At 50.9% G+C, this 20123-nt stretch carries 17 protein-coding genes; 11 read left to right on the plus strand and 6 right to left on the minus strand.

Annotated features, from left to right (window positions below):
* Window positions 1-69: 69 nt before the first annotated feature.
* A complete protein-coding gene (locus SD425_RS03445) occupies window positions 70-2532 on the plus strand; it encodes a prolyl oligopeptidase family serine peptidase (protein WP_324675440.1) in 2463 nt (820 codons plus the stop codon).
* A gap of 61 nt (window positions 2533-2593) precedes the next feature.
* On the opposite strand, the gene SD425_RS03450 is transcribed toward SD425_RS03445, so the two are convergent.
* Window positions 2594-3418 carry a phosphatase PAP2 family protein gene (locus SD425_RS03450; RefSeq protein WP_324675442.1) on the minus strand — a complete coding sequence of 275 codons (825 nt, stop codon included), beginning with the start codon at window positions 3416-3418 and terminating at the stop codon, window positions 2594-2596.
* Between the two features lie 431 nt (window positions 3419-3849).
* Here SD425_RS03450 and metK point away from each other — a divergent pair, with 431 nt between their 5' ends.
* Window positions 3850-5112: a methionine adenosyltransferase gene (metK, locus tag SD425_RS03455; protein WP_324675445.1), complete on the plus strand. Its 1263-nt coding sequence runs from the start codon at window positions 3850-3852 to the stop codon at window positions 5110-5112.
* A gap of 106 nt (window positions 5113-5218) precedes the next feature.
* On the opposite strand, the gene hpf is transcribed toward metK, so the two are convergent.
* The 4 genes from hpf to SD425_RS03475 all read right to left on the minus strand — a co-directional run bounded on the left by hpf (window position 5219) and on the right by SD425_RS03475 (window position 8054).
* Complete coding sequence (gene hpf / locus SD425_RS03460; protein WP_324675447.1) at window positions 5219-5518, minus strand: ribosome hibernation-promoting factor, HPF/YfiA family; 300 nt, start codon at window positions 5516-5518, stop codon at window positions 5219-5221.
* Window positions 5519-5562: 44 nt separating this feature from the next.
* On the minus strand, window positions 5563-6450 hold the full coding sequence (locus tag SD425_RS03465; protein WP_324675449.1) for a tyrosine-type recombinase/integrase: 888 nt from the start codon (window positions 6448-6450) through the stop codon (window positions 5563-5565).
* A gap of 129 nt (window positions 6451-6579) precedes the next feature.
* Window positions 6580-6774 (minus strand): 30S ribosomal protein S21, encoded by a 195-nt coding sequence (gene rpsU, locus SD425_RS03470; RefSeq protein ID WP_086592655.1) that lies wholly within the window; start codon window positions 6772-6774, stop codon window positions 6580-6582.
* Between the two features lie 137 nt (window positions 6775-6911).
* A complete protein-coding gene (locus SD425_RS03475) occupies window positions 6912-8054 on the minus strand; it encodes an acyl-CoA dehydrogenase family protein (RefSeq protein WP_324675452.1) in 1143 nt (380 codons plus the stop codon).
* Between the two features lie 236 nt (window positions 8055-8290).
* Between SD425_RS03475 and SD425_RS03480 the strand changes: the two genes are divergently transcribed.
* The 9 genes from SD425_RS03480 to aroE all read left to right on the plus strand — a co-directional run bounded on the left by SD425_RS03480 (window position 8291) and on the right by aroE (window position 19270).
* Window positions 8291-9172 carry a polysaccharide biosynthesis/export family protein gene (locus SD425_RS03480; RefSeq protein WP_324675455.1) on the plus strand — a complete coding sequence of 294 codons (882 nt, stop codon included), beginning with the start codon at window positions 8291-8293 and terminating at the stop codon, window positions 9170-9172.
* Between the two features lie 136 nt (window positions 9173-9308).
* Window positions 9309-11759 carry a GumC family protein gene (locus SD425_RS03485; protein ID WP_324675457.1) on the plus strand — a complete coding sequence of 817 codons (2451 nt, stop codon included), beginning with the start codon at window positions 9309-9311 and terminating at the stop codon, window positions 11757-11759.
* Between the two features lie 128 nt (window positions 11760-11887).
* The gene (locus SD425_RS03490; RefSeq protein ID WP_324675459.1) at window positions 11888-12571 is read left to right on the plus strand and encodes a tyrosine-protein phosphatase; all 684 of its coding nucleotides are present in this window, start codon (window positions 11888-11890) and stop codon (window positions 12569-12571) included.
* A gap of 97 nt (window positions 12572-12668) precedes the next feature.
* The gene (locus SD425_RS03495; RefSeq protein ID WP_324675461.1) at window positions 12669-13658 is read left to right on the plus strand and encodes an NAD-dependent epimerase/dehydratase family protein; all 990 of its coding nucleotides are present in this window, start codon (window positions 12669-12671) and stop codon (window positions 13656-13658) included.
* A 121-nt stretch (window positions 13659-13779) separates the two neighbouring features.
* The gene (locus SD425_RS03500; protein WP_324675463.1) at window positions 13780-15177 is read left to right on the plus strand and encodes a tetratricopeptide repeat protein; all 1398 of its coding nucleotides are present in this window, start codon (window positions 13780-13782) and stop codon (window positions 15175-15177) included.
* A 173-nt stretch (window positions 15178-15350) separates the two neighbouring features.
* On the plus strand, window positions 15351-16181 hold the full coding sequence (locus tag SD425_RS03505; protein ID WP_324675465.1) for a phosphosulfolactate synthase: 831 nt from the start codon (window positions 15351-15353) through the stop codon (window positions 16179-16181).
* A 105-nt stretch (window positions 16182-16286) separates the two neighbouring features.
* Entirely contained in the window at window positions 16287-17612 is a 1326-nt protein-coding gene (locus SD425_RS03510; protein WP_324675467.1) for a sorbosone dehydrogenase family protein, read from the plus strand.
* A gap of 129 nt (window positions 17613-17741) precedes the next feature.
* The gene (locus SD425_RS03515; protein WP_324675469.1) at window positions 17742-18416 is read left to right on the plus strand and encodes a DedA family protein; all 675 of its coding nucleotides are present in this window, start codon (window positions 17742-17744) and stop codon (window positions 18414-18416) included.
* A gap of 113 nt (window positions 18417-18529) precedes the next feature.
* Window positions 18530-19270 (plus strand): shikimate dehydrogenase, encoded by a 741-nt coding sequence (aroE, locus tag SD425_RS03520; RefSeq protein WP_324675471.1) that lies wholly within the window; start codon window positions 18530-18532, stop codon window positions 19268-19270.
* 156 nt (window positions 19271-19426) lie between these two features.
* On the opposite strand, the gene wrbA is transcribed toward aroE, so the two are convergent.
* Complete coding sequence (gene wrbA / locus SD425_RS03525) at window positions 19427-20044, minus strand: NAD(P)H:quinone oxidoreductase (protein ID WP_324675473.1); 618 nt, start codon at window positions 20042-20044, stop codon at window positions 19427-19429.
* Window positions 20045-20123: the final 79 nt, after the last annotated feature.

A 20123-nucleotide genomic window follows, 5' to 3' on the forward strand; every position in this document is an offset into this window, starting at 1 on the left:
GTAGGGGCAGAGTCTTTGGGGAAAGCTAGGCTAGTTAACTTGTAGCCGATCATTCTTTCTACCAATCTGATGCGTCTTTCTACTCTTCTTCGGGTGTTGCCCTGGCTGCTACCGGCGGCCACGGCTTTTGCCCAAAACAAACCTGCCACCACACTCGCGCCGCTTACCGTCGAGAAGATTATGCGCGACCCGGCGCAGTGGCTCGGTACTTCGCCATCGAATATTGCGTGGAGCGAGGACAGCAAGCGGATCTATTTCGATTGGAACCCCGAAAAAAATCGGCGCGATTCCCTCTATGTGGTAGCAGCCGGTGGTGGCACCCCGCGCAAAGTAAGCTTCCGCGAGCAACGCGACTTGCCCACCACGAATGCTCGTTACGACCAGCGCTACACGCGGAAAGTGTACGAGCGCGACGGCGACATCTACCTGCTCGACCTGAAAACCGGGAAAACACGCCGCGTGACGAACACGGCCGAGCGTGAATCGGCGCCGGCGTTTGCGCTACGGGAGCAGCTGATCAGCTACCTACGCGCCGGCAACCTCTTTACCTGGGACCCGACCACCGGCGAAACTGTGCAACGCACCGATTTCCGCAAGGGCAGCAAACCCGGCGACCCGCTGATGAACAAGGAAGAGAAATTCCTGAAAGCGCAGCAGCTTGCGTTGTTCCAAATTATCCGGCAGCGCGACCAGGATCGGCAGGCTCGTGATCAAGCACAAAAGGCGCTTGCCAAGCTGCGGCCCAAGGCTATTTACACGGGTACGCAGAACGTGAGCAATATCGTGCTCAGTCCGGATGGCCGCTACGTAACCTACCGCTTAGCGCAGGAACCAACCGGCGTGAAAACGACCATCGTTCCAAATTTCGTGACGGCTTCGGGCTACACGGAAGATATCCCGACCCGCACCAAAGTAGGCGTGCCGCAGATGACCTATACCCTAGGTTTCTACGACGTAGCCCGCGACACAACCTTTTTGGTGAGCTTGCGCGACCTACCAGGCTACAACGACCAGCCCGGCTATTTGAAAGAATACGCGGCCAAATCCAAAGCCAAACCTACTACAGACTCTACTAAAACGGTTGGCTCGAAGAAAGCCGCCACGCCAGCCGACCGGTCGTTGGCTCCGTTTGGGCCAATTTGGTCCGAGAATGGTGAGCGTGCGTTTTTGGTGGTGCGCTCCGCCGACAACAAAGACCGCTGGATTGCTGCCCTCGACCCCACCACCCGCAAGCTGACTCCTCTCGACCGGCAGCACGACGACGCTTGGATCAACGGTCCCGGCATTGGCTACGATGAAGGCAATGTAGGCTGGCTGCCCGACAACCGACGCATCTGGTTTCAAAGCGAAGAAACAGGCTACAGTCACCTCTACACCGTAGACGCGACCAGCAAGCAAAAGCAAGCCCTCACCAGCGGTAACTTCGAGATTCAGGAAGCTAGCCTCAGCCGCGACCGGAAGACGTGGTTTATCACGGCCAACAAAACGGCGCCCGGCGAAAAGCAGTTTTACCGTATGCCTGTCAACGGCGGAGCGCTTACGCAGCTAACCGCGCTACCCGGCGCCAGCGAGGTCACTATCTCCCCTGATGAGAAGACGCTGGCCGTGCGATACAGTTACACCAACAAGCCATGGGAGCTGTACGTGATGGACAACAAGCCGGGCGCTAAGCCGCGCCAACTCACGCACAGCACTACCCCGGAGTTTGAAAGTTACGCATGGCGCGACCCCGAGATTATTAAGATTAAGGCGAGCGACGGTGCTGACGTGTACGCCCGTCTGTACCGTCCGGCTAGCCCCACGGCGCAAGGGCCAGCCGTCATTTTTGTGCACGGGGCCGGTTACTTGCAGAATGCGCACAGGTGGTGGAGCCAATACTCTCGGGAGTATATGTTCAACAACTTGCTAGTCGACAAAGGTTATACGGTATTGGATATCGACTATCGTGGCTCCAGCGGCTATGGCCGCGACGTGCGCACGGGCATCTACCGCTATATGGGTGGCAAAGACCTTTCGGACCACGTAGACGGCGCCAAACTCCTTGTTCAGAAATACGGTGTTAGTCCGCAACGTATCGGTATCTATGGCGGCAGCTACGGCGGTTTTATCACCCTGATGGCCATGTTTACTCAGCCCGACGTTTTCCGGGCCGGCGCTGGTCTGCGCTCCGTCACTGACTGGGCGCACTACAACCACGGCTACACCGACAACATTCTCAATGAGCCCTACAACGACAGCTTGGCGTACACTCGTTCATCGCCCATCTACTACGCCGAAGGTCTCAAAGGGGCCCTGCTTATGTGTCACGGCATGGTCGATACCAATGTGCACTTCGAAGATATTGTACGGCTTTCGCAACGGCTAATTGAGCTGCACAAAGAAAACTGGGAGCTAGCTGTGTACCCAGTAGAGAACCATGGTTTTGAGGAGCCCGCCTCCTGGACCGACGAGTACAAGCGCATTCTCAAGTTGTTTGAGACAAACTTAAAACCTGCTGCCACCACTGGTGGGAGTACTGGCTCAGGACAATAAGCCAAAAAGCCCCGCTACTGTCTACGTAGCGGGGCTTTTATTAGAAAAACTAGGTCCGCCACTATAAGCGCTTTGTAAGCAACAAGCCGCTATACGAGTAGCCATTTACATTCAAGCCTTGCACGGGCGACACAGCAAGGCCCGTGCGTTCCGCGGTTTTGTGTAGTTGCGGCACCACAATACCCATGGTCGCGCCTACCGCGTAGCCTACGATATTATCGGAGAGAAAATGCTTGCCCGCCTCAATGCGGGTATAAGCCATGACGGCTGGCACGACAGCCGCCGCCGTCCATACCAGCGGCTCTGCCGCCGAACCAGGATTGAAGTCGTGGTATACCTTGGCGGCAAAGAAAGTAGCCGTCGCGGTGTTGGCCGTGTGGCCAGCATAGAACGAGTTAGTGGCAATGTGGCTATTTCGGTCGCCACCACCTTCCGACCCGTAAAGAAAGGGTCGATAGCGTGTTACGTTGCCCACCGTCATCGTGAATACGGCGTTTTGAGCTAACAGCGTCTGCAGATACAAACCTAGCACCTGCCCGTAACGGCTACGCACATCTGCGTCTAGTGCGAGCAAGCCAGGGGCAATGAGCAATGTGGGGTACACAATGAAGTCACCAACTGTCTGGGCCGTCTTACTATAGTTGCCCGCCACAAATCGGTCAAACTTAGGCACGTCGTTTTTATTTAGAGCTGCTAGCTGAGTTTGATTCAGTCCGTCCTTTTGAGATACTAAGTACAGGCCAAGCCCACTCACTGCTCCTAGTCCTACCGTAATGGGGGCATCAACGGCAAAGCGGGTGCGATATGGAGAGGAGGCCTGTTGGGCAGTAGCAGGGGAGGCAAACAGGAAGAAGCCAGGCAGTAATAGGGCGAACAAGTATTTCATACAGGAGAGATATAGCGGAATGTAAATACAAACGAATAACTCAACTGTAAGGTTGGCAAGCTGACAAGCTTATAATGCTACTTCCCTTACATATCCGTGGTTGGCTTGCCCATAAATGCAAGATTGTGGAAGCCAGCAACCAGCGCAATTGCTTGCTAACAAAAGCTGCTGGTTTAGCATTGTTGTTTGTATTGCTTCCGTTTAGCTAGGTGCTAGGAATTAGACTATTGCAGCGTAAAGTGTCATGGCTCTCGGCTTTTTTCGTCGTGAAAGAATTTGCTTCGGTGGCTACTGCGTGTAGGTATTGGTCGTTTGAGCAAGATGCACAAGGCATAATCTGTCAATTACCAAACGAAACCTGTAGCTTTGCACACCACCCCGCATTGAATTACAACAAGTAGCTAAGCATCTTTTTACCGACAACGAACCGAATGCCTTACTTATTTACTTCTGAGTCCGTTTCGGAAGGACATCCAGACAAAATAGCCGATCAGATCTCCGATGCCATTCTCGATGAGTTTCTGCGGCAGGATCCGCAAGCGAAAGTAGCTTGCGAAACGTTGGTTACGACGGGGTTGGCCGTAGTAGCTGGTGAAGTTAAATCCACGGCTTACGTTGATGTACAGGGTATCACTCGTGCCGTTATCCGACGTATAGGATATACCAAAGCCGAGTATAAGTTTGAAGCTGAGTCATGCGGCATTTTATCGGCCTTGCACGAGCAGTCGCCCGACATCAATCAGGGTGTTGAGCGCAAGAGCCCGGAAGAACAAGGAGCCGGTGACCAAGGAATGATGTTCGGGTACGCTACGCGCGAAACTGAAAACTACATGCCTCTAGCGCTCGATCTATCGCACCGCCTGTTACGCGAACTATCAGCTATTCGCAAAGAAGGTCAGGTGATGACCTACCTACGTCCGGATGCCAAGGCGCAGGTGACAATCCGATATTCTGACGACAACGTTCCTGAGGCTATCGATACTATCGTGGTCAGCACTCAGCACGACGAGTTCGATGACTCGGAGCAGGTAATGCTGGAGAGGATTTCGGACGATATCAAGTCGGTACTTATTCCACGCGTGAAGGCACATTTGAGCACTAGTGTGCAGCAACTCTTTACCGACGAGATTACCTATCATATCAATCCAACGGGCAAGTTCGTGATTGGTGGCCCGCACGGCGACTCAGGGCTGACAGGTCGTAAGATCATTGTGGATACCTATGGCGGCAAAGGCGCGCACGGTGGTGGTGCTTTCTCGGGCAAAGACTCGTCGAAAGTAGACCGCTCGGCTGCCTATGCTACCCGGCATATCGCCAAGAACTTGGTAGCGGCTGGCGTGGCCGATCAGGTACTAGTGCAAGTTGCTTACGCCATTGGTGTAGCTCAGCCAGTAGGCTTGTACGTAACCACCTATGGTACGACCAAAGCAAAAGGCTCAGATGGTAACGTGCTCACCGACGGACAGATCTCTGAAAAGGTGCATGCCCTATTTGATATGCGCCCTTATGCTATTGTACAGCGCCTAGGTCTGCGGAATCCGATCTTCAGTGAAACGGCTGCTTACGGTCACATGGGCCATGAGCCAGGTAAGAAGGAAGTGACTCTCGCCAATGGCGAGGTGAAGACGTTCGAGACATTCACTTGGGAAAAGCTCGATTACGTTGATAAGATCAAAGAAGTGTTTGGTTTGTAAACCAAAAAGCACTGTAAACGAAAGCGCCCTTCCTGCATCAGGGAGGGCGCTTTCGTTTACAGATTTAGGAGCAGCCTAGCTTTTGCTAAGTTTCTGCTCTATGCAATTAATGGGTTATCTGCTTTTCTTTGTACTTCACGATTTGCCGCCGCAAGCAATCATACGCAGCATCTGTTGCTGATTCGAAGGTTGGAGCGTCTTCTTGGCAAAATAGGGTAGAGCCCGGCACGAAGAGCTTTACCTCTACAGTTTTATTACTGATACCATCCTTGTTGTTAAGCTTCAATATAACCTCACCTTCCGTAACACGGTCGTAGAAGGTTTCGAGCTTATCAAGGCGCTTCTGGATGAAGTCGAGCAGTTTTTGGTCGGCGTCGAAGTGCACCGAGTGCATCTGTACTTTCATCGGATGTTGGGTTTTAGTAGATAAAAAAGGGAAACAAATAAACGTCAGGCCTTCGGATGGGCCTTCTCGAATACGGCTTTAAGCTTGTCGATGGACAAGTGGGTGTATACCTGTGTGGCCGCTAGGTTAGCATGCCCAAGCAATTCCTTGATGGCATTTAAGTCGGCTCCTTTGCCGAGCAAATGCGTGGCAAAAGAATGCCGCAATACGTGCGGATGCTGCTGTGCGGAGGCAGTGGTAATCTGACCTAGGTATTGCTTCACGGTACGATACACAAGCTTTTCGTAGAGAGGTTCTAGCTTATCCGTAACGAGCAAGGCACCGCGGGCGTTGTCGCTACTGCCAAATTCTGTTTGCTTTTGGGCTATGTAGCGCTCCAAGACAAGCATCAAAGTTGGGTTCAGAGGCACCACGCGTTGCTTATTGCCTTTGCCTGTTACGCGCACTGCGCGCGAAGCTAGGCTCACGTCGTCGTGCTGAATACCAATGAGTTCAGACAGGCGAATCCCAGTGCCGTAGAGTAGCTCCAGCACGAGCTGGTCACGCCGACCTACGAAGGTGTCGGGGAAATCGAATGAGTTAAGCAGATTATTAAGAGAATCCTCTGGCACAAAGTTAGGCAGCTTCTTGGCCATCTTCGGCGCTGTAATGCGCAGCATCGGATTGCGTGTGATTACATTGATGCGCAGTAAGTATTTATAGTAAGAGCGCAAGCAGGCAATCTTACGGTTTACCGTACGCGGGTCATGTTGTTGTTGCATCAACTCCACAATCCAGGAGCGAATGATCATGTGATCAGCCTGGGCTGGGTCAGATAGCTCATAGCTCTTCAGCAGAAACGCCGCAAACTGCCGTAGATCGGTTTGGTAAGAAAGCACGGTATGCGGACTAAAGCGCCGCTCGAACCGGAGATAATCAAAAAACAATTCCATACGCTAAACGCCTAGGCTAGGCATTCAAGGTATGGAATTAAATCGAACTATACGGACGCGAAAAAACCGGCTGATCTGCTTACGAAAGCAAATCAGCCGGTTATCGACAAGATTTCAGCGAACCGCGACCTATTGGTTGTCGGTAGCGTACATGGTTTGCTTGTACACAGCCTTCTCTTTCTGCTTGCGCTTAGTTACAGAAGGCTTCTGGAAGAACGTACGACGACGTAGTTCTTTCAGCACACCCGTGCGCTCGAACTTTTTCTTGAAACGCTTCAGAGCCCGGTCAACCGACTCGTTATCCTTAATCTGGACGATGATCATATGTACAATGGAGTTGAAAATTCGCTGTAAAGGGTCGCAAAGGTAATCACAGTTTTTTGTGATTTCAAAACGAGCCGCTTAGGAATCCTTCTACGAAGCTGTCATTATGTTAGTTTAGGCCAGCAGAAGGTTAAAAATCAATGTTTCAGGAGGCTACGAGCGATTACCAATTTTTGGATTTCCGAAGTGCCTTCCCCAATAGTGCAAAGCTTAGCATCTCGGTAGTACTTCTCCGCCGGGTAGTCTTTCGTGTAGCCGTAGCCACCGAAAATTTGTACGGCCTCGTTAGCAGTACGCACAGCTACTTCTGAGGCATACAGCTTAGCCATGGCTGACTCTTGTGTTACGTTCTGGCCGTTGTCTTTCATCGTAGCCGCACGATAGGTGAGAAGCGAAGCCGCCTCAATCTCAGTAGCCATATCGGCGAGCTTGAAGGCAATGCCTTGGAAGTTAGAGATAGGTTGGTTGAACTGATGTCGCTCTTTTGAATAGTGCGTAGCAGCTTCTAAAGCGCCTTGAGCAATGCCCAAAGAAAGAGCCGCAATAGAGATGCGTCCTCCGTCCAGCACTTTCATCGACTGTACAAAGCCTTCACCAACTTCTCCTAAGATATTTGCTTTTGGTACGCGGCAGTCAGTGAAAACCAGTTCTGTCGTTTCAGAAGCGCGCATACCTAGCTTGTCGGCTTTCAGCCCATGTGAGAAGCCTTCAGTAGGCTTCTCAAGCACAAAGGCGGTCATCCCATGCGAGTCACCGACTTGGCCGGTTCGTGCAATCACAACGGCGATGTTGCTACTTTTGCCGTGCGTGATGAAGTTTTTGGCTCCATTCAGTATATAATAATCACCGTCTTCCTCGGCTACGGTACGCATGTTGCCAGCGTCGGAGCCGGTATTGGGCTCGGTGAGTCCCCACGCGCCAATCCATTCGCCGGAAGCTAGCTTAGGAAGCCATTTGTATTTTTGTTCCTCGGAGCCAAATTGCAGAATATGGCCGGTGCATAGGGAATTATGCGCGGCCATGGAAAGCCCGATACTGCCGTCAATTTTAGCTAGCTCGGCAATAGCCGTCACGTATTCAACGTAGCCAAAACCTGAACCGCCGTATGCCTGTGGCACCAGCACGCCCATTAGGCCTAGCTCACCGAGTTGTTTGAAGATGTGAAGGGGAAATTCTTGGTCATTGTCCCAACGCATCATGTCGGGTCTAATGTGGTGCGCGCCAAAATCGCGCACCATCTGGGCAATCATGGTTTGGTTCTCAGTGGCAACTGATTCCATAAAACAAAGAAAGTTTGGGTGGACCGCACGGCAGAAGGTGGGTGGGCGCCGTGTTGGGGTGGTGAAGATACTATTTTGCCAGCCCGAAAGCCAGTGAGCTAAGCATCAGGATGTGAGGCACGTATTTTGAAAGGGCGTGCCGATTTGGTTACTTTGAAGGTTTTTCAGGAAAAATCGCAGGTGAAAACTCGCTTTTTCCGACGCCCTTTGTTATAAACTTGGCTTACTTAGCCTGCATGCAACAACCTACCCTCTGTCGCCTTTTCCGCCTCTGGCTACTATGCGTGCCCTTCGCGTTTCTCGCCTCTTCTTGCGTAAAGTCTGTCTATTACCGTCAGAATGTTCTCCTGCGCACCACTGGCGGAACAGGTATTGATACAACAAAACTGCGGGATGTAGTGAACCGAGCAGAACGTAACTACATCATCCAGCCAAATGATTACCTACAAGTACAGGTCTTCACTAACAATGGTGAAAGAATTCTGGATCCAAACGGAGAGCTTCATTTCGGCTCACCATCGGGACAAAATATTAGTTCCAATAGAACAGGGGGTGGGACTGGTGGCGTGGCCTCAACGGGTCCAGCGTTCTTAGTGCAAGTTGATGGTTACATACGATTGCCTATGGTGGACCGAGTGAAAGTGACTGGCTTGACATTGCTGGAAGCTGATAGTCTGTTAGAAGTTAGATATAATGAATTTTACAAAGGCTCGTTTGTTGACACCCGTGTTACAAATAACCGTGTCGTTGTGCTAGGTACCCCAGGCGGTAGAGTGATTCCCTTGGAAAATGACAATGTAAACCTACTAGAAGTTTTAGCGTTAGCTGGCGGCATTGATGGTGGAGCAGGTAGCTCGGCTCGAAGTGGTGGTAAAGCTAACAACATACGTCTAATCAGAGGTGATTTGAAGAATCCACAAGTACAAATAATTGATCTAACAACAATTGAAGGAATGCAGCGGGCAAACCTACAAGTGGAACCTAACGATATTATATATATTGAACCTATCCGCCGCCCATTCTTCGAGGCACTGAACGATATCAACCCAATTTTGAGTTTGGTAACTACATTGGCTGGGGTGACAACCACTATAATTTACCTGACCCTAGCTCGGTAGAGAAAAGGAATTAATAAAGTTAGATAAGGTGTTTCTAATTTAAAGAAGGGAGGCTTCACTTAGCTTCAAACTAAGTAGATAAATTCTTTCCCATTGGAACGATATTCAATCTAAATCATCGATTTCAATAAAATAAATGGCAGTAAACGAGAACACCGAGCTGGAAGAGCTTATTCGCAATGCGGGTGGCAGCGAAGCAGAGGTAGAGGACGATGATGGTGCTGGGTTGGACCTAGTTACACTGTTATTAGTAGCTCGCCGCAGCTTGCCTTGGGTCGTATTGCTTATCATGCTGGGCTTGACAGGCTCTTGGTTGTATTTGCGTTATACAAAGCCGATTTATCAGTCGTCATCCATCTTAAAAATTGACGAAAAAACCGAAGCCAGCGCGCTAGGTCTAGGTAGCGTACTAGGGGGAGATCTTCGACAAGGGGGTAATAAGCTATCGGGCGAAATAGAGCTTATTAAGTCTAATATAATTTATGAGCACCTAAAGGACTCATTAGCGCTCGACGTCAATTATTACGTAGAGGGTACTGTTCTGGAAAATGAACTGTATGGATTGTCCCCGTTCAAGGTAATGTATAAGATCAAGGACGGTAGCTTATACAACAAAAGATTTGACCTCACTTTCAGTAGTACACAACAATTTCGGATTTCCTACCAATACCAAGGACAGGAGATAAGCGCTGACTACCGTTTAGGGCAACCCATTGTGACGCCCGCTATGGAACTGTTACTGACTTCCACCTCGTGGATGAGCGAAGGCGTAGTTGGAAAGAAGTATTTCTTTATTGTAAACGACGGGGGATCTATTAGTAACTATTTGAATAAGGGGCTGAATGTGCAGGTTATCAATCCTGATGCAAATACTATCCAAATATCTTTTACTGACTTCAATCCTAGTAAAGCTCAAGCCATTGTTAACAAGATTGACACAGTATACTTGCAGGAGAAGCTAGCTCAGAAACAGGAAGCAACACAGCGGCAGTTAAAATTTCTGGAAACGCAAATCATTGAGAATAAAGATAGTTTGCAAGATGCTGAGAAAGACTTAGAAGAGTTCACAAGCCGTACTAGGACCTACGATGTACGTGGTAATCTGACAAACATCTCCGATAAACTAATTGCACAGGAAAAAGCGCGATTGGAGCTACAACAACAAATTGAGCTGTTAGATGAAATTGCTGCGTTGGTAGATCAGAATCAACTTACCCTTAATGAGGAAACAAGTATTTCTGAGAGTATTCCCGGTTTAAAGCGGCTCGGGGATGAGCAGGTTGCCCAGCAAATAGCGCGGCTTAATGACTTGCAATGGAACCTACGCCGAGTTTCGCGCTCCTATCAGCCGACCACGTTTACGGTGCAGCAATTGCAGGCAGATGTTAATCTAGTAAAAAATAGCACGCAACGACTACTACAGCAGAATAGACGCTTGTTGGTGCAGCAGCTCAATGAGACGGGTATAGAGCAAGATAAATTAAGAGCTGAATTACAACAGATTCCAGGATTAGCTACGCAGCAAACCCGCTTACAGCGGCCTTTTGAACTATATCAAAAGACGTATACTATGCTGGTGGAGAAGAAGATGGATTTCGGGATGGCCATAGCAGGCACCACTGTTGATTTCCAGATACTTTCTCCCGCTAGTGGTCCAGGCGCGCCTATCGCTCCGGTGCGCATGGTAGTGTATGCCATTGGACTAGCCGCTGGTATTGTATTAGGATTAGCAGTAATAGCAGTGCGCTACTTCATGCACAATACCGTAACGAGCGTACGTGAGTTGGAGAGGGCTACCACCGCATCAGTACTAGGTGTTATTCCAACTTATGATAAAGAGAAGATGAGTGTGTCGAGGCTCGTAGTTGATAAAAACCCTAAATCGGCTATTTCAGAGTCTATTCGCTCCATCCGAACGAATTTAGACTTTATCAGCTCAGCGAAGAAAAAGCGGCTTATCTCTGTTACATCCACTGTTTCGGGAGAGGGTAAAACATTTGTTACAGTAAATTTAGGAGGTATCGTTGCGTTATCGGGTCAACGAGTGGTTATTTTAGACTTAGATATGCGCAAGCCAAAAGTAAACTTAGCTTTTGGTACTGAGAACGTAAAGGGAGTTAGTACAATTCTGATCGATAAACACTCAGTGCAAGAGTGTATTCAGCATACCAGTATCCCTTCCCTGGATTTCATCTCTGCTGGCCCAACCCCACCAAATCCATCGGAGTTGATTCTGAACGCACGCTTTGATGAAATGCTAGCTGAGCTGTATCAGCAGTATGATGTAATCTTGATTGATACTCCGCCAGTTGGCCTAGTGACCGATGGTATCCTGATCATGCGTAAGGCAGACATTCCGATCTATATCGTGCGGGCTAATTACTCTAAGAAGACGTTTTTGAAGAATATCAACAAGATTATTCGCGCTAATAATTTCACCCGCCTTTCTACTATCCTCAACGATGCACAAGCAAGTGGCCTGTATGGTTACGGTTATGGCTACGGGTACGGGTATGGTCAAGGGTATTACGATGAAGCCGTACCTGATAAAAGCTTAGTTCAGCGTCTTCGCAAGCAGTTCTCTTAAATTCCCGTCCGCTCTCTTCCTCCCACCCGCTTCTTCTTATTATTATGGGGTCGTTCCTGCAAAGGATCTTTGGCCGACCAACTGTGCCTATTGAAGTGTTGGCGGACTTGGCTGCTCTCGAAGTAGATATGCATTCGCATTTGCTGCCTGGCCTCGATGATGGAGCTGAAACTATAGAGCAATCGGTAGAACTAGTGCGGACAATGCAGGAGCTAGGTTACCGCAAGTTGGTGATGACTCCTCACGTGATGGGGGACTTCTACAAAAATACTCCAGCTGATATTCAAGCCGCCTTACTACGCTTGCAACAAGCAGTTTCTGCAGCTGGCATCACGGATATTGCTCTAGCATGCGCCGCAGAGTACTACTTAGATGAATGGTTTGCGCAAAAGCTAGAGACGGGAGAGGAACTGCTTACTTTCGGTGGCGACAGTCGGTACGTACTAGTGGAGACGTCGTACATCAATGAGCCTTTCAACTTTCTCGAAATTATTTTTCAGCTAAAGTCGGCGGGCTACCAGCCGGTGTTGGCCCACCCCGAGCGGTACACGTACCTGTACGACAATTTTGCGGCCCTGGAAAAGATGCGGGCCAACAATATCTTACTGCAAGTCAACTTAAACTCACTGGCGGGCTACTATTCGCGAGGTGCAAAACGTGTTGCGGAGAAATTGATTGATGCAGGATTAGTAGATTTGCTAGGCACAGATGCGCACCACCTGAAGCATACCACAACGTTGCGCGAGAAAGTGTTGTCTACTGAGTATTTACGCAAAGCCTTGGCTTTGCCCCTGCTTAATAGTTCTCTGTAGCTCTTGGCGCTTGCTGGTTAATGCGTAACATGCGTCCCGAATGCCTAGGCAACGCCGCCTAAAATGACCACCTTATTTGCAGCCAAGTGCTAGTACTATGATTTTTGTTACGGGAGGCAGTGGGCTGGTTGGTAGCTTCTTATTGCCTGCGTTGCTAGCTCAAGGGCATAGAGTACGAGCACTGTATCGGCAGCGGATTCCGGCAATGCCGGGTGGCGAGAAGATTGAGTGGGTGCAAGGCGACTTGCGCGATACCGTTGTGCTGCGACAGGCGCTAGTAGGCGTTACGCACGTTTTTCATTGTGCCGGTTTGGTTTCGTACGCTCCGCAGGATGAGCAGGCTCTACAGCAAACGAATGTAGAAGGCACAATGGCTGTGGTAGATGCTTGCCTCGAGCAGGCAGGTGTGCGCTTGTGTCATGTATCGTCGGTAGCCGCTTTGGGAGGAAATGCGAAGGAGCAGGAAGAGGACGCCCCTAAGGTAGTCGTGCTGAATGAAAGTGCTAAGTGGGACTTAGGCGCGGAGCACCCGGCTTACGCTACCTCGAAGTACCTAGCTGAGTTGGAGGTGTGGCGAGGCGTCTCCGAAGGACTCTCAGCCGTGATTGTCAACCCGTCTGTTATACTCGGGCCAGCCGATTGGGCCCGCAGCAGCACCCGGCTTTTTCGCTACGCTTACCAAGAACACGCTTTTTACACGCCGACTACCCTGAACTTGGTTGACGTGCGTGATGTGGTAGATGCTATGGTGCATTTAGCGCTGCGCACAACTGTCAGCGGGGAGCGTTATATACTGAATGCTGGTGCATTGCCGTTACAAGAGTTCTTGCAGCAGGCGGCTGCTTGCTTTCAGAAAAAGGCGCCAAGTGTAGCTGTTCCGAATTGGGCGGCTGAGGTTATTTGGCGCTTCGAACACACCCGAGCTGCACTTACGGGAGCTAGGCCGCTTATTACTAAAGATACTGCACGCGCTGGCCGGCGTGCAACAACATATGACACCACCAAAGTGCAAGCGGCTACCGGCCTGGCCTTTCGTCCGTTGGCGGAAACCATTCAATGGTGTTGTACCGGACTTCGACCGAACTAGTGGTGCTCCGGTTTGGTTGTTGTATCTTAGGCCGGTCGGTCTATTTACGTAGGCTGATTGCTTAACACCACCCGCGGGCCTGCCGTTTTGGCGGTTTCGCGTTGATTGTAGTCGAATGAGAATGAACGACAATTTTGAGGACCGGGACGAGGTGCTGAACAGCGTGCGTCGTTTTGAACGCATGATGGCCAGCAACGAAACCATATTTTTTGACTTGGCCGATTTCGAGAGTATTATCGACCATTATACCACCAACACGCAGTATGATAAAGCCTTGCAAGCATGTGAGGCTGCTATTGCTCAATATCCGTTCAGCACCGAATTACTAATTGATCGTTCGCAGGTACTAGCCATGAAAGGCGAGTATACGGCGGCAGCCCAGCAGATTGAAGACGTCGCTCAGCTTGACCCTACGAACCCTGATGTGGCCGTTACGCGTGGTATTATCGCTACCCAGCGAGGCGAGTTCGCTGCAGCGGTGGCGTTCTTCTTGGATGCGGCTGCTCACTCGCCTGACCGCGACGATATTTACTTCAACCTAGGATTGGCTTACCAAAGCTGGCAGAAGTATAAGAGTGCTGCTAAGTACTATAAGATGAGCTTGCGTCTGAACGCCGACAATGAAGTGGCTGTTCAGGAGCTACTCTATTGCCTGGAAATTTCAGGGCGCTTAGAAGGTAATATCGACTTCTTCAAACGCTTCACGGACGACGACCCATATTCGGCGCAGGCGTGGTACAACCTAGGTCAGGCGTATTACCGACTAGAGAACTACGACGAGGCTGTCAGTGCGTTCGAGTATGCTATTCTGATTGACTCCAAGTTCTACGATGCGCACGCCTTTCTGGCTAGCACGTATGTTAGTCAAGAGAAATATCAGGAAGCCATCAAGGAGTTCCACCTGAGCTACAACGAGAAGCACCCAACGGCCGAAGCTTTTTGCAACATTGGCGAGTGTTACGAAAAGCTAGCTGAGTGGGCGCTAGCTCGCCGCTTCTACCAGAAGGCTATCGATATTGACCCTAATCTGGACGAAGCATGGTTTGGCATTGGGGTAATCCTGAATGCGCAAGAGCGTTGGTTTGAGGCCATTCACTTTTTCCGTAAGGCTGTTACGCTTTACGAAGAAAGTGCCGAGTACTGGCTAGCTCTTGCAGCGGCCGAGTATCAGGTAGGCAATATCGTGAGCTCACTAGAGTGCTATGAGCGCGCCGCGCAGGTAGCCCCCGACAGCAAAGATGTATGGCTGAACTGGAGTATTATCTTGTATGAGCAAGGCAACTACGACGGAGCCATCGATTTGATGCGCAACGCGGTAGAAGTGCAGCCGGAGGAAGCCGAGTTGTATTATCGCCTGTGCGCCTATTTGCTGGCAGCAGGTCGCTACCGGGAGGCTTATCATTACCTGGAAAACGCGCTGACTCTGGACTTTGATAAGCACCGGCTTCTGTTTGACTACTTCCCGGAGCTAGAGTCGCAACGCGCTTTGATGCGCCTGATTGAACAGTATCGTAAGTAGGAGCCTAGGTAAGCAGTTGAGGCCCCGTGAGCTTGGCTTTCTTTCTGCTAAGAAGCAGGAAGAAACCAGGTTTGCGGGGCTTCAAGTCGTTTTAATGAATGGATATAAAATTCGGGCGTACTTTTGAGCCATGCTTAGGCTGCCATTAGAATCAAAAACCTAAGCCCTCAAGTATGAATTATCACCTGAACGACCTCCCCGAACGCACCAGCAAGCCCCGCGAACAAGGCTTTACCATGGTGATGGACAAAGGGTTAAGTATTCGTGAAACCGAAGACTTCCTGGAAGTAGGCGCCGAGTACGCCGACATCGTCAAGCTAGGCTGGGCTACTTCCTACGTTACGCCCAACCTGAAGCGCAAGCTAGAGGTGTACAAAGCCGCTGGGGTGCCAGTGTATTTTGGTGGTACGTTGTTCGAGGCGTTCATTATCCGCAACCAGTTTGACGATTACCGGCGGCTACTTTCCGAATTTGGAATGGAGTACGCGGAAGTGTCAGACGGGTCCTTGGATCTAAATCACGACCGCAAGCTAGAGTACATCCGCACGTTGTCGCAGGAGGTGCAGGTGCTGTCGGAGGTAGGCTCGAAAGATGCTGAGAAGATCATTCCACCTTATAAGTGGATTTCGCAGATGCAAACCGAACTTGAGGCTGGTGCCATCAAAGTAATCGGGGAGGCTCGCGAAGCCGGCAACGTAGGTCTGTTTCGTAGCACCGGTGAAGTGCGCTCAGGCTTGGTAGAAGAAATTCTGACGAAAGTGCCGGTCGAGAAGATCCTGTGGGAAGCGCCGCAGAAGGCACAGCAAGTATGGTTTATTAAGCTGCTCGGCGCCAACGTAAACCTAGGTAACATCGCTCCTAATGAAGTAGTGAGCCTAGAAACGATCCGCTTAGGCTTGCGTGGCGATACGTTCACGCACTTCCTCGACATGGATAACGTGGACGAAATGTTCAAGCCCGCCAAACCAACGGGCAAGCCGGGCACTTCGATGCCGCGTGGTTAGGCCACATCAAATCAATGCGTAAGACAAGAAGCTAGCTTAACTCAAGCAGACCGAAGCGCGTACACTAATAAGTCAGCCCACCCACGGGCTGACTTATTTTTTGATATGAAACGGAATTTCTGCTACCTAGCTTTTCTGCTATTAGCGGCTTGCGGAGGACCTTCCAAAGAGGAAAAAGCCGCCGCGGCCGATAACCCTGCCAAAACTATTGAAACGCCCGACGACCAAGCGGTGCACTTGCCTCAGCCCTACGCCACTAAGTCGGTGACAAACCGCGTGCATTTGCAAGATTGGCCTAATGGCAAAACGCCTACCGTACCCGCCGGCTTCAAAGTAACGGAGTACGCCCGCGACCTGGAGAGTCCGCGTTGGATGTACGTGCTGCCCAATGGCGACGTGCTCGTAGCTGAGGCCAATACGGTGCCTACTACGGCTGTGAAGAAAACCACTGTGACGCTGAAGCTAGATCCATCGAAAGCCTCGCGCCCAACCAGTGCCGACCGCATTACGCTGTTTCGCGACACGAACAAAGACGGTAAGCCCGATGTGCGCGAAACCTTCCTAGCTCACCTCGACCAGCCGCTCGGCATGCTGGTTATCGGCAACAAGTTCTATGTGGCGAATACAGATGGCGTGATGGTGTTTCCCTATCAGCTAGGCGCAACCAAGATTACGGGGCAGGGCAAGCAGATCCTAGACTTGCCGCGCGGTGGCTATAACAACCACTGGACCCGGAACCTACTGGCCAGCGCCGACAACTCCAAGATTTACGTGACGGTAGGCTCTGGGAGCAACGTGATGGAACACGGTCCTGCGAACGAAGTACGCCGCGCTAACATTTTGCAGATCAACCCAGATGGTAGCGGCGAGAAGATTTACGCTAGCGGCCTACGCAACCCCGTGGGTATTGACTGGCAGCCCGGCACCCAAACCCTGTGGGCAGCCGTGAACGAACGCGACGAGCTAGGTGACGAACTCGTGCCAGACTACATGACCAGTGTGAAAGAAGGCGGCTTCTATGGCTGGCCGTATTCGTATTATGGTCAGAACGAAGACCCGCGCCGCAAAGGGGAGCGTCCTGACCTAGTGAAGAAAGCTATTGTGCCCGATGTGCCGCTCGGGCCGCACACAGCTTCACTGGGGCTAGCTTTCTACACCAAAGAGGCTTTCCCGTCCAAGTACCACAAGGGCGCTTTCGTGGGTCAGCACGGCTCTTGGAACCGTTCGACTTTTTCGGGTTATAAAGTGATGTTTGTGCCCTTTGAAGGCGGCAAACCTGGTAAGCCGGAAGATTTTATGACGGGTTTCCTAGTAGGCGGCGACTCCAAAGACGCGTATGGTCGCCCGGTGGGCGTGACAGTGTTGCCAGACGGATCGATGCTCGTGGCAGATGACGCCGGCAACCGTGTTTGGCGCGTGAGTGCGACCTAGGTTGTGGCCTAAATGGCCGTTTAAATCTTCGTGAAATTATCTCAACAGGCTGCCCATATCGGGCAGCTTGTTTTCTTTGTAGCGTAATCAACGACTCGCGACTCCCTACTCTTCTTACTTAATGGCCCAATGGAGATAATCAAACACTTTTTTGACCTCGTACTGCACCTCGACAAAACGCTCATCGACGTGGTGCAGCAATACGGCGGTCTTACCTATCTGATTCTGTTCCTGATTATTTTCGCCGAAACGGGAGTTGTCATATTTCCCTTTCTGCCCGGCGATTCTTTGCTGTTCGTCGCCGGCACGTTGGCTGCCCGGTCCGTATCACCCGGCTCCGACCAAACCCTGCTGCATCTGACGTATTTGATTCCGCTCCTGTTTTTCGCTGCTTTCCTCGGCGATAACCTCAACTACTTTATCGGCGACTACCTAGGGCCAAAAGTATTTCAAAAGGACTATAAGCTGTTCAAACGTAAATACTTAGAAGATACCCAAGCCTTCTACGCCAAGCACGGCGGCAAAACGATCATCATGGCGCGCTTCATCCCCATTGTGCGCACGTTCGCGCCGTTTGTGGCGGGCGTAGGCAGCATGAAATACGCCTATTTTATCAGCTACAGCGTGGGCGGCGCGTTGTTTTGGGTGATTTCGCTGACGATGGCCGGCTATCTATTCGGCAATATTCCGGTGGTGGAGAAGAACTTTACCATCGTTATCTACCTCATCATTCTGGTTTCGGTGGCACCACCGCTGTTCCAATTTTTGAAGCAAAAGCTAAGCGGTCGGCCATCGGAAGCCTAGGGCGCAACCGCAGTACCATTGTGTAATATTTTCTGCTCAAACCGCTCCGACAATTGGTCGGGGCGGTTTTTTTTGTTGCTTTAAGAATTGAATCTGTTGAGCTAATCCTTCTTATGAGAGAATTCGGCCTTATTGGCAAATCCCTTAGTCATTCGTTTTCGCAGACCTATTTTACCCAGAAATTTCATAATCTAGAGCTGACGGATTGTTCGTACGAACTGTTTGAGTTGGCTGATATTACAGAGTTGCCCGCGTTGCTAGCAAGCCACCCAAACCTAGCAGGACTGAACGTGACGATTCCGTACAAAGAGCAAGTATGGCCGTACCTGAACGATGTCGCACCGTCGGCTGCTCGCGTTGGTGCAGTCAATGTGATTGAGGTTACCACCGATGGACAGTACATTGGGCACAACACAGATTACACGGGTTTCCGCGAGTCGCTTGAGCGGTTTTACCCAGATCGGGGCGAAGATGTAGCGGCGTTGGTCCTCGGGACTGGCGGAGCCTCCAAAGCCGTGGAAGTAGCCCTGCGCGACCTAGGTATCCGTTACTGGGTAGTATCGCGTAACCCATTAGCCAAGGGCCTGACGTACGACGATCTTACGCCCGCGCTGGTCGCGGCGCATTCTCTGATCATCAATGCCACGCCCTTAGGTACTTACCCACGCATCGAAGAGTTTCCTGCGTTGCCCTACGAGGTTCTCACGCCTCAGCACTACCTCTTCGACCTCGTGTATAATCCGCGTGAAACCCGCTTTTTGCAAAAGGGAGCGGAGATGGGGGCTCAAATTATCAATGGATTTGAAATGCTTTGCCTACAAGCTGAAGCGGCATGGCGTATTTGGAATAAGTAGGTCGCAACGCCAGCTATAGTATAGCAGCGAGCTAGGTCTTGGCTGAAAATGCTGCGTGACCTAGCTCGTTCATCTTCACTCAGCTACCCTAAAACAACAACAGCCACTCGGATGCGAGTGGCTGTTGAAGGTTGCAAGTAGGGTGCAGAAAACCAGTTATTCTTTAGCAACTAGCTTACGAGCAATTTCAGCCGTGTGTCGACCTTGGAAACGGGCACCTTCTAGCTCGTTCGGGCTAGGCTGACGCTCGCCTTGGCCACCAGCTACGGTGCTTGCTCCATAAGGAGTGCCGCCCGTTACTTCTTCGTGGCCCATTTGTCCCTGCCAAGCATAAGGCAAGCCGACCACCACAAACCCGTGGTGGAATAGCTCTGTGTGGAACGAGCGAATCGTAGTTTCTTGGCCACCGTGCTGGGTAGCGGTGCTTACAAACACGCTACCTACTTTGCCTACAAGCGCACCAGTCGCCCACAAGCCGCCGGTGCTATCCATAAAGGCTTGCATCTGACCGCACAGGTTGCCGTAGCGCGTTGGGGTACCGAAGATGATGGCGTCGTATTCTGTTAGCTCGTTGGGCGTAACAACCGGAATGTGAGCGAAAGCCTGCTGGGCACCTGTAGCACCAGTCTTGTCGAGTACTTCTTGGGGCAACGTTTCGGGAACGCGCTTGATGACTACTTCATTGTCAGCTACTTCGCGGGCGCCTTCTGCCACCGCCTCGGCCATTTTGTAGATGTGACCATACGTAGAGTAAAACAGCACTAGAGTTTTCATGCGGGTGAGCTAGGGAGTGAAAATGAGAAATACTGTGAGTTCTCCACCGTGTACGCGAATACTGTTGAGGCGATGGTGT

It is taken from the genome of Hymenobacter sp. GOD-10R, from assembly GCF_035609205.1.
Lineage (GTDB): Bacteria > Bacteroidota > Bacteroidia > Cytophagales > Hymenobacteraceae > Hymenobacter.

Coding starts and splice junctions, on each gene's coding strand:
- SD425_RS03445 (WP_324675440.1), top strand. CDS start 70: ATGCGTCTTTCTACTCTTCTTCGGGTGTTGCCCTGGCTGCTACCGGCG.
- SD425_RS03450 (WP_324675442.1), bottom strand. CDS start 3,418: ATGAAATACTTGTTCGCCCTATTACTGCCTGGCTTCTTCCTGTTTGCC.
- metK (WP_324675445.1), top strand. CDS start 3,850: ATGCCTTACTTATTTACTTCTGAGTCCGTTTCGGAAGGACATCCAGAC.
- hpf (WP_324675447.1), bottom strand. CDS start 5,518: ATGAAAGTACAGATGCACTCGGTGCACTTCGACGCCGACCAAAAACTG.
- SD425_RS03465 (WP_324675449.1), bottom strand. CDS start 6,450: ATGGAATTGTTTTTTGATTATCTCCGGTTCGAGCGGCGCTTTAGTCCG.
- rpsU (WP_086592655.1), bottom strand. CDS start 6,774: ATGATCATCGTCCAGATTAAGGATAACGAGTCGGTTGACCGGGCTCTG.
- SD425_RS03475 (WP_324675452.1), bottom strand. CDS start 8,054: ATGGAATCAGTTGCCACTGAGAACCAAACCATGATTGCCCAGATGGTG.
- SD425_RS03480 (WP_324675455.1), top strand. CDS start 8,291: ATGCAACAACCTACCCTCTGTCGCCTTTTCCGCCTCTGGCTACTATGC.
- SD425_RS03485 (WP_324675457.1), top strand. CDS start 9,309: ATGGCAGTAAACGAGAACACCGAGCTGGAAGAGCTTATTCGCAATGCG.
- SD425_RS03490 (WP_324675459.1), top strand. CDS start 11,888: ATGCATTCGCATTTGCTGCCTGGCCTCGATGATGGAGCTGAAACTATA.
- SD425_RS03495 (WP_324675461.1), top strand. CDS start 12,669: ATGATTTTTGTTACGGGAGGCAGTGGGCTGGTTGGTAGCTTCTTATTG.
- SD425_RS03500 (WP_324675463.1), top strand. CDS start 13,780: ATGAACGACAATTTTGAGGACCGGGACGAGGTGCTGAACAGCGTGCGT.
- SD425_RS03505 (WP_324675465.1), top strand. CDS start 15,351: ATGAATTATCACCTGAACGACCTCCCCGAACGCACCAGCAAGCCCCGC.
- SD425_RS03510 (WP_324675467.1), top strand. CDS start 16,287: ATGAAACGGAATTTCTGCTACCTAGCTTTTCTGCTATTAGCGGCTTGC.
- SD425_RS03515 (WP_324675469.1), top strand. CDS start 17,742: ATGGAGATAATCAAACACTTTTTTGACCTCGTACTGCACCTCGACAAA.
- aroE (WP_324675471.1), top strand. CDS start 18,530: ATGAGAGAATTCGGCCTTATTGGCAAATCCCTTAGTCATTCGTTTTCG.
- wrbA (WP_324675473.1), bottom strand. CDS start 20,044: ATGAAAACTCTAGTGCTGTTTTACTCTACGTATGGTCACATCTACAAA.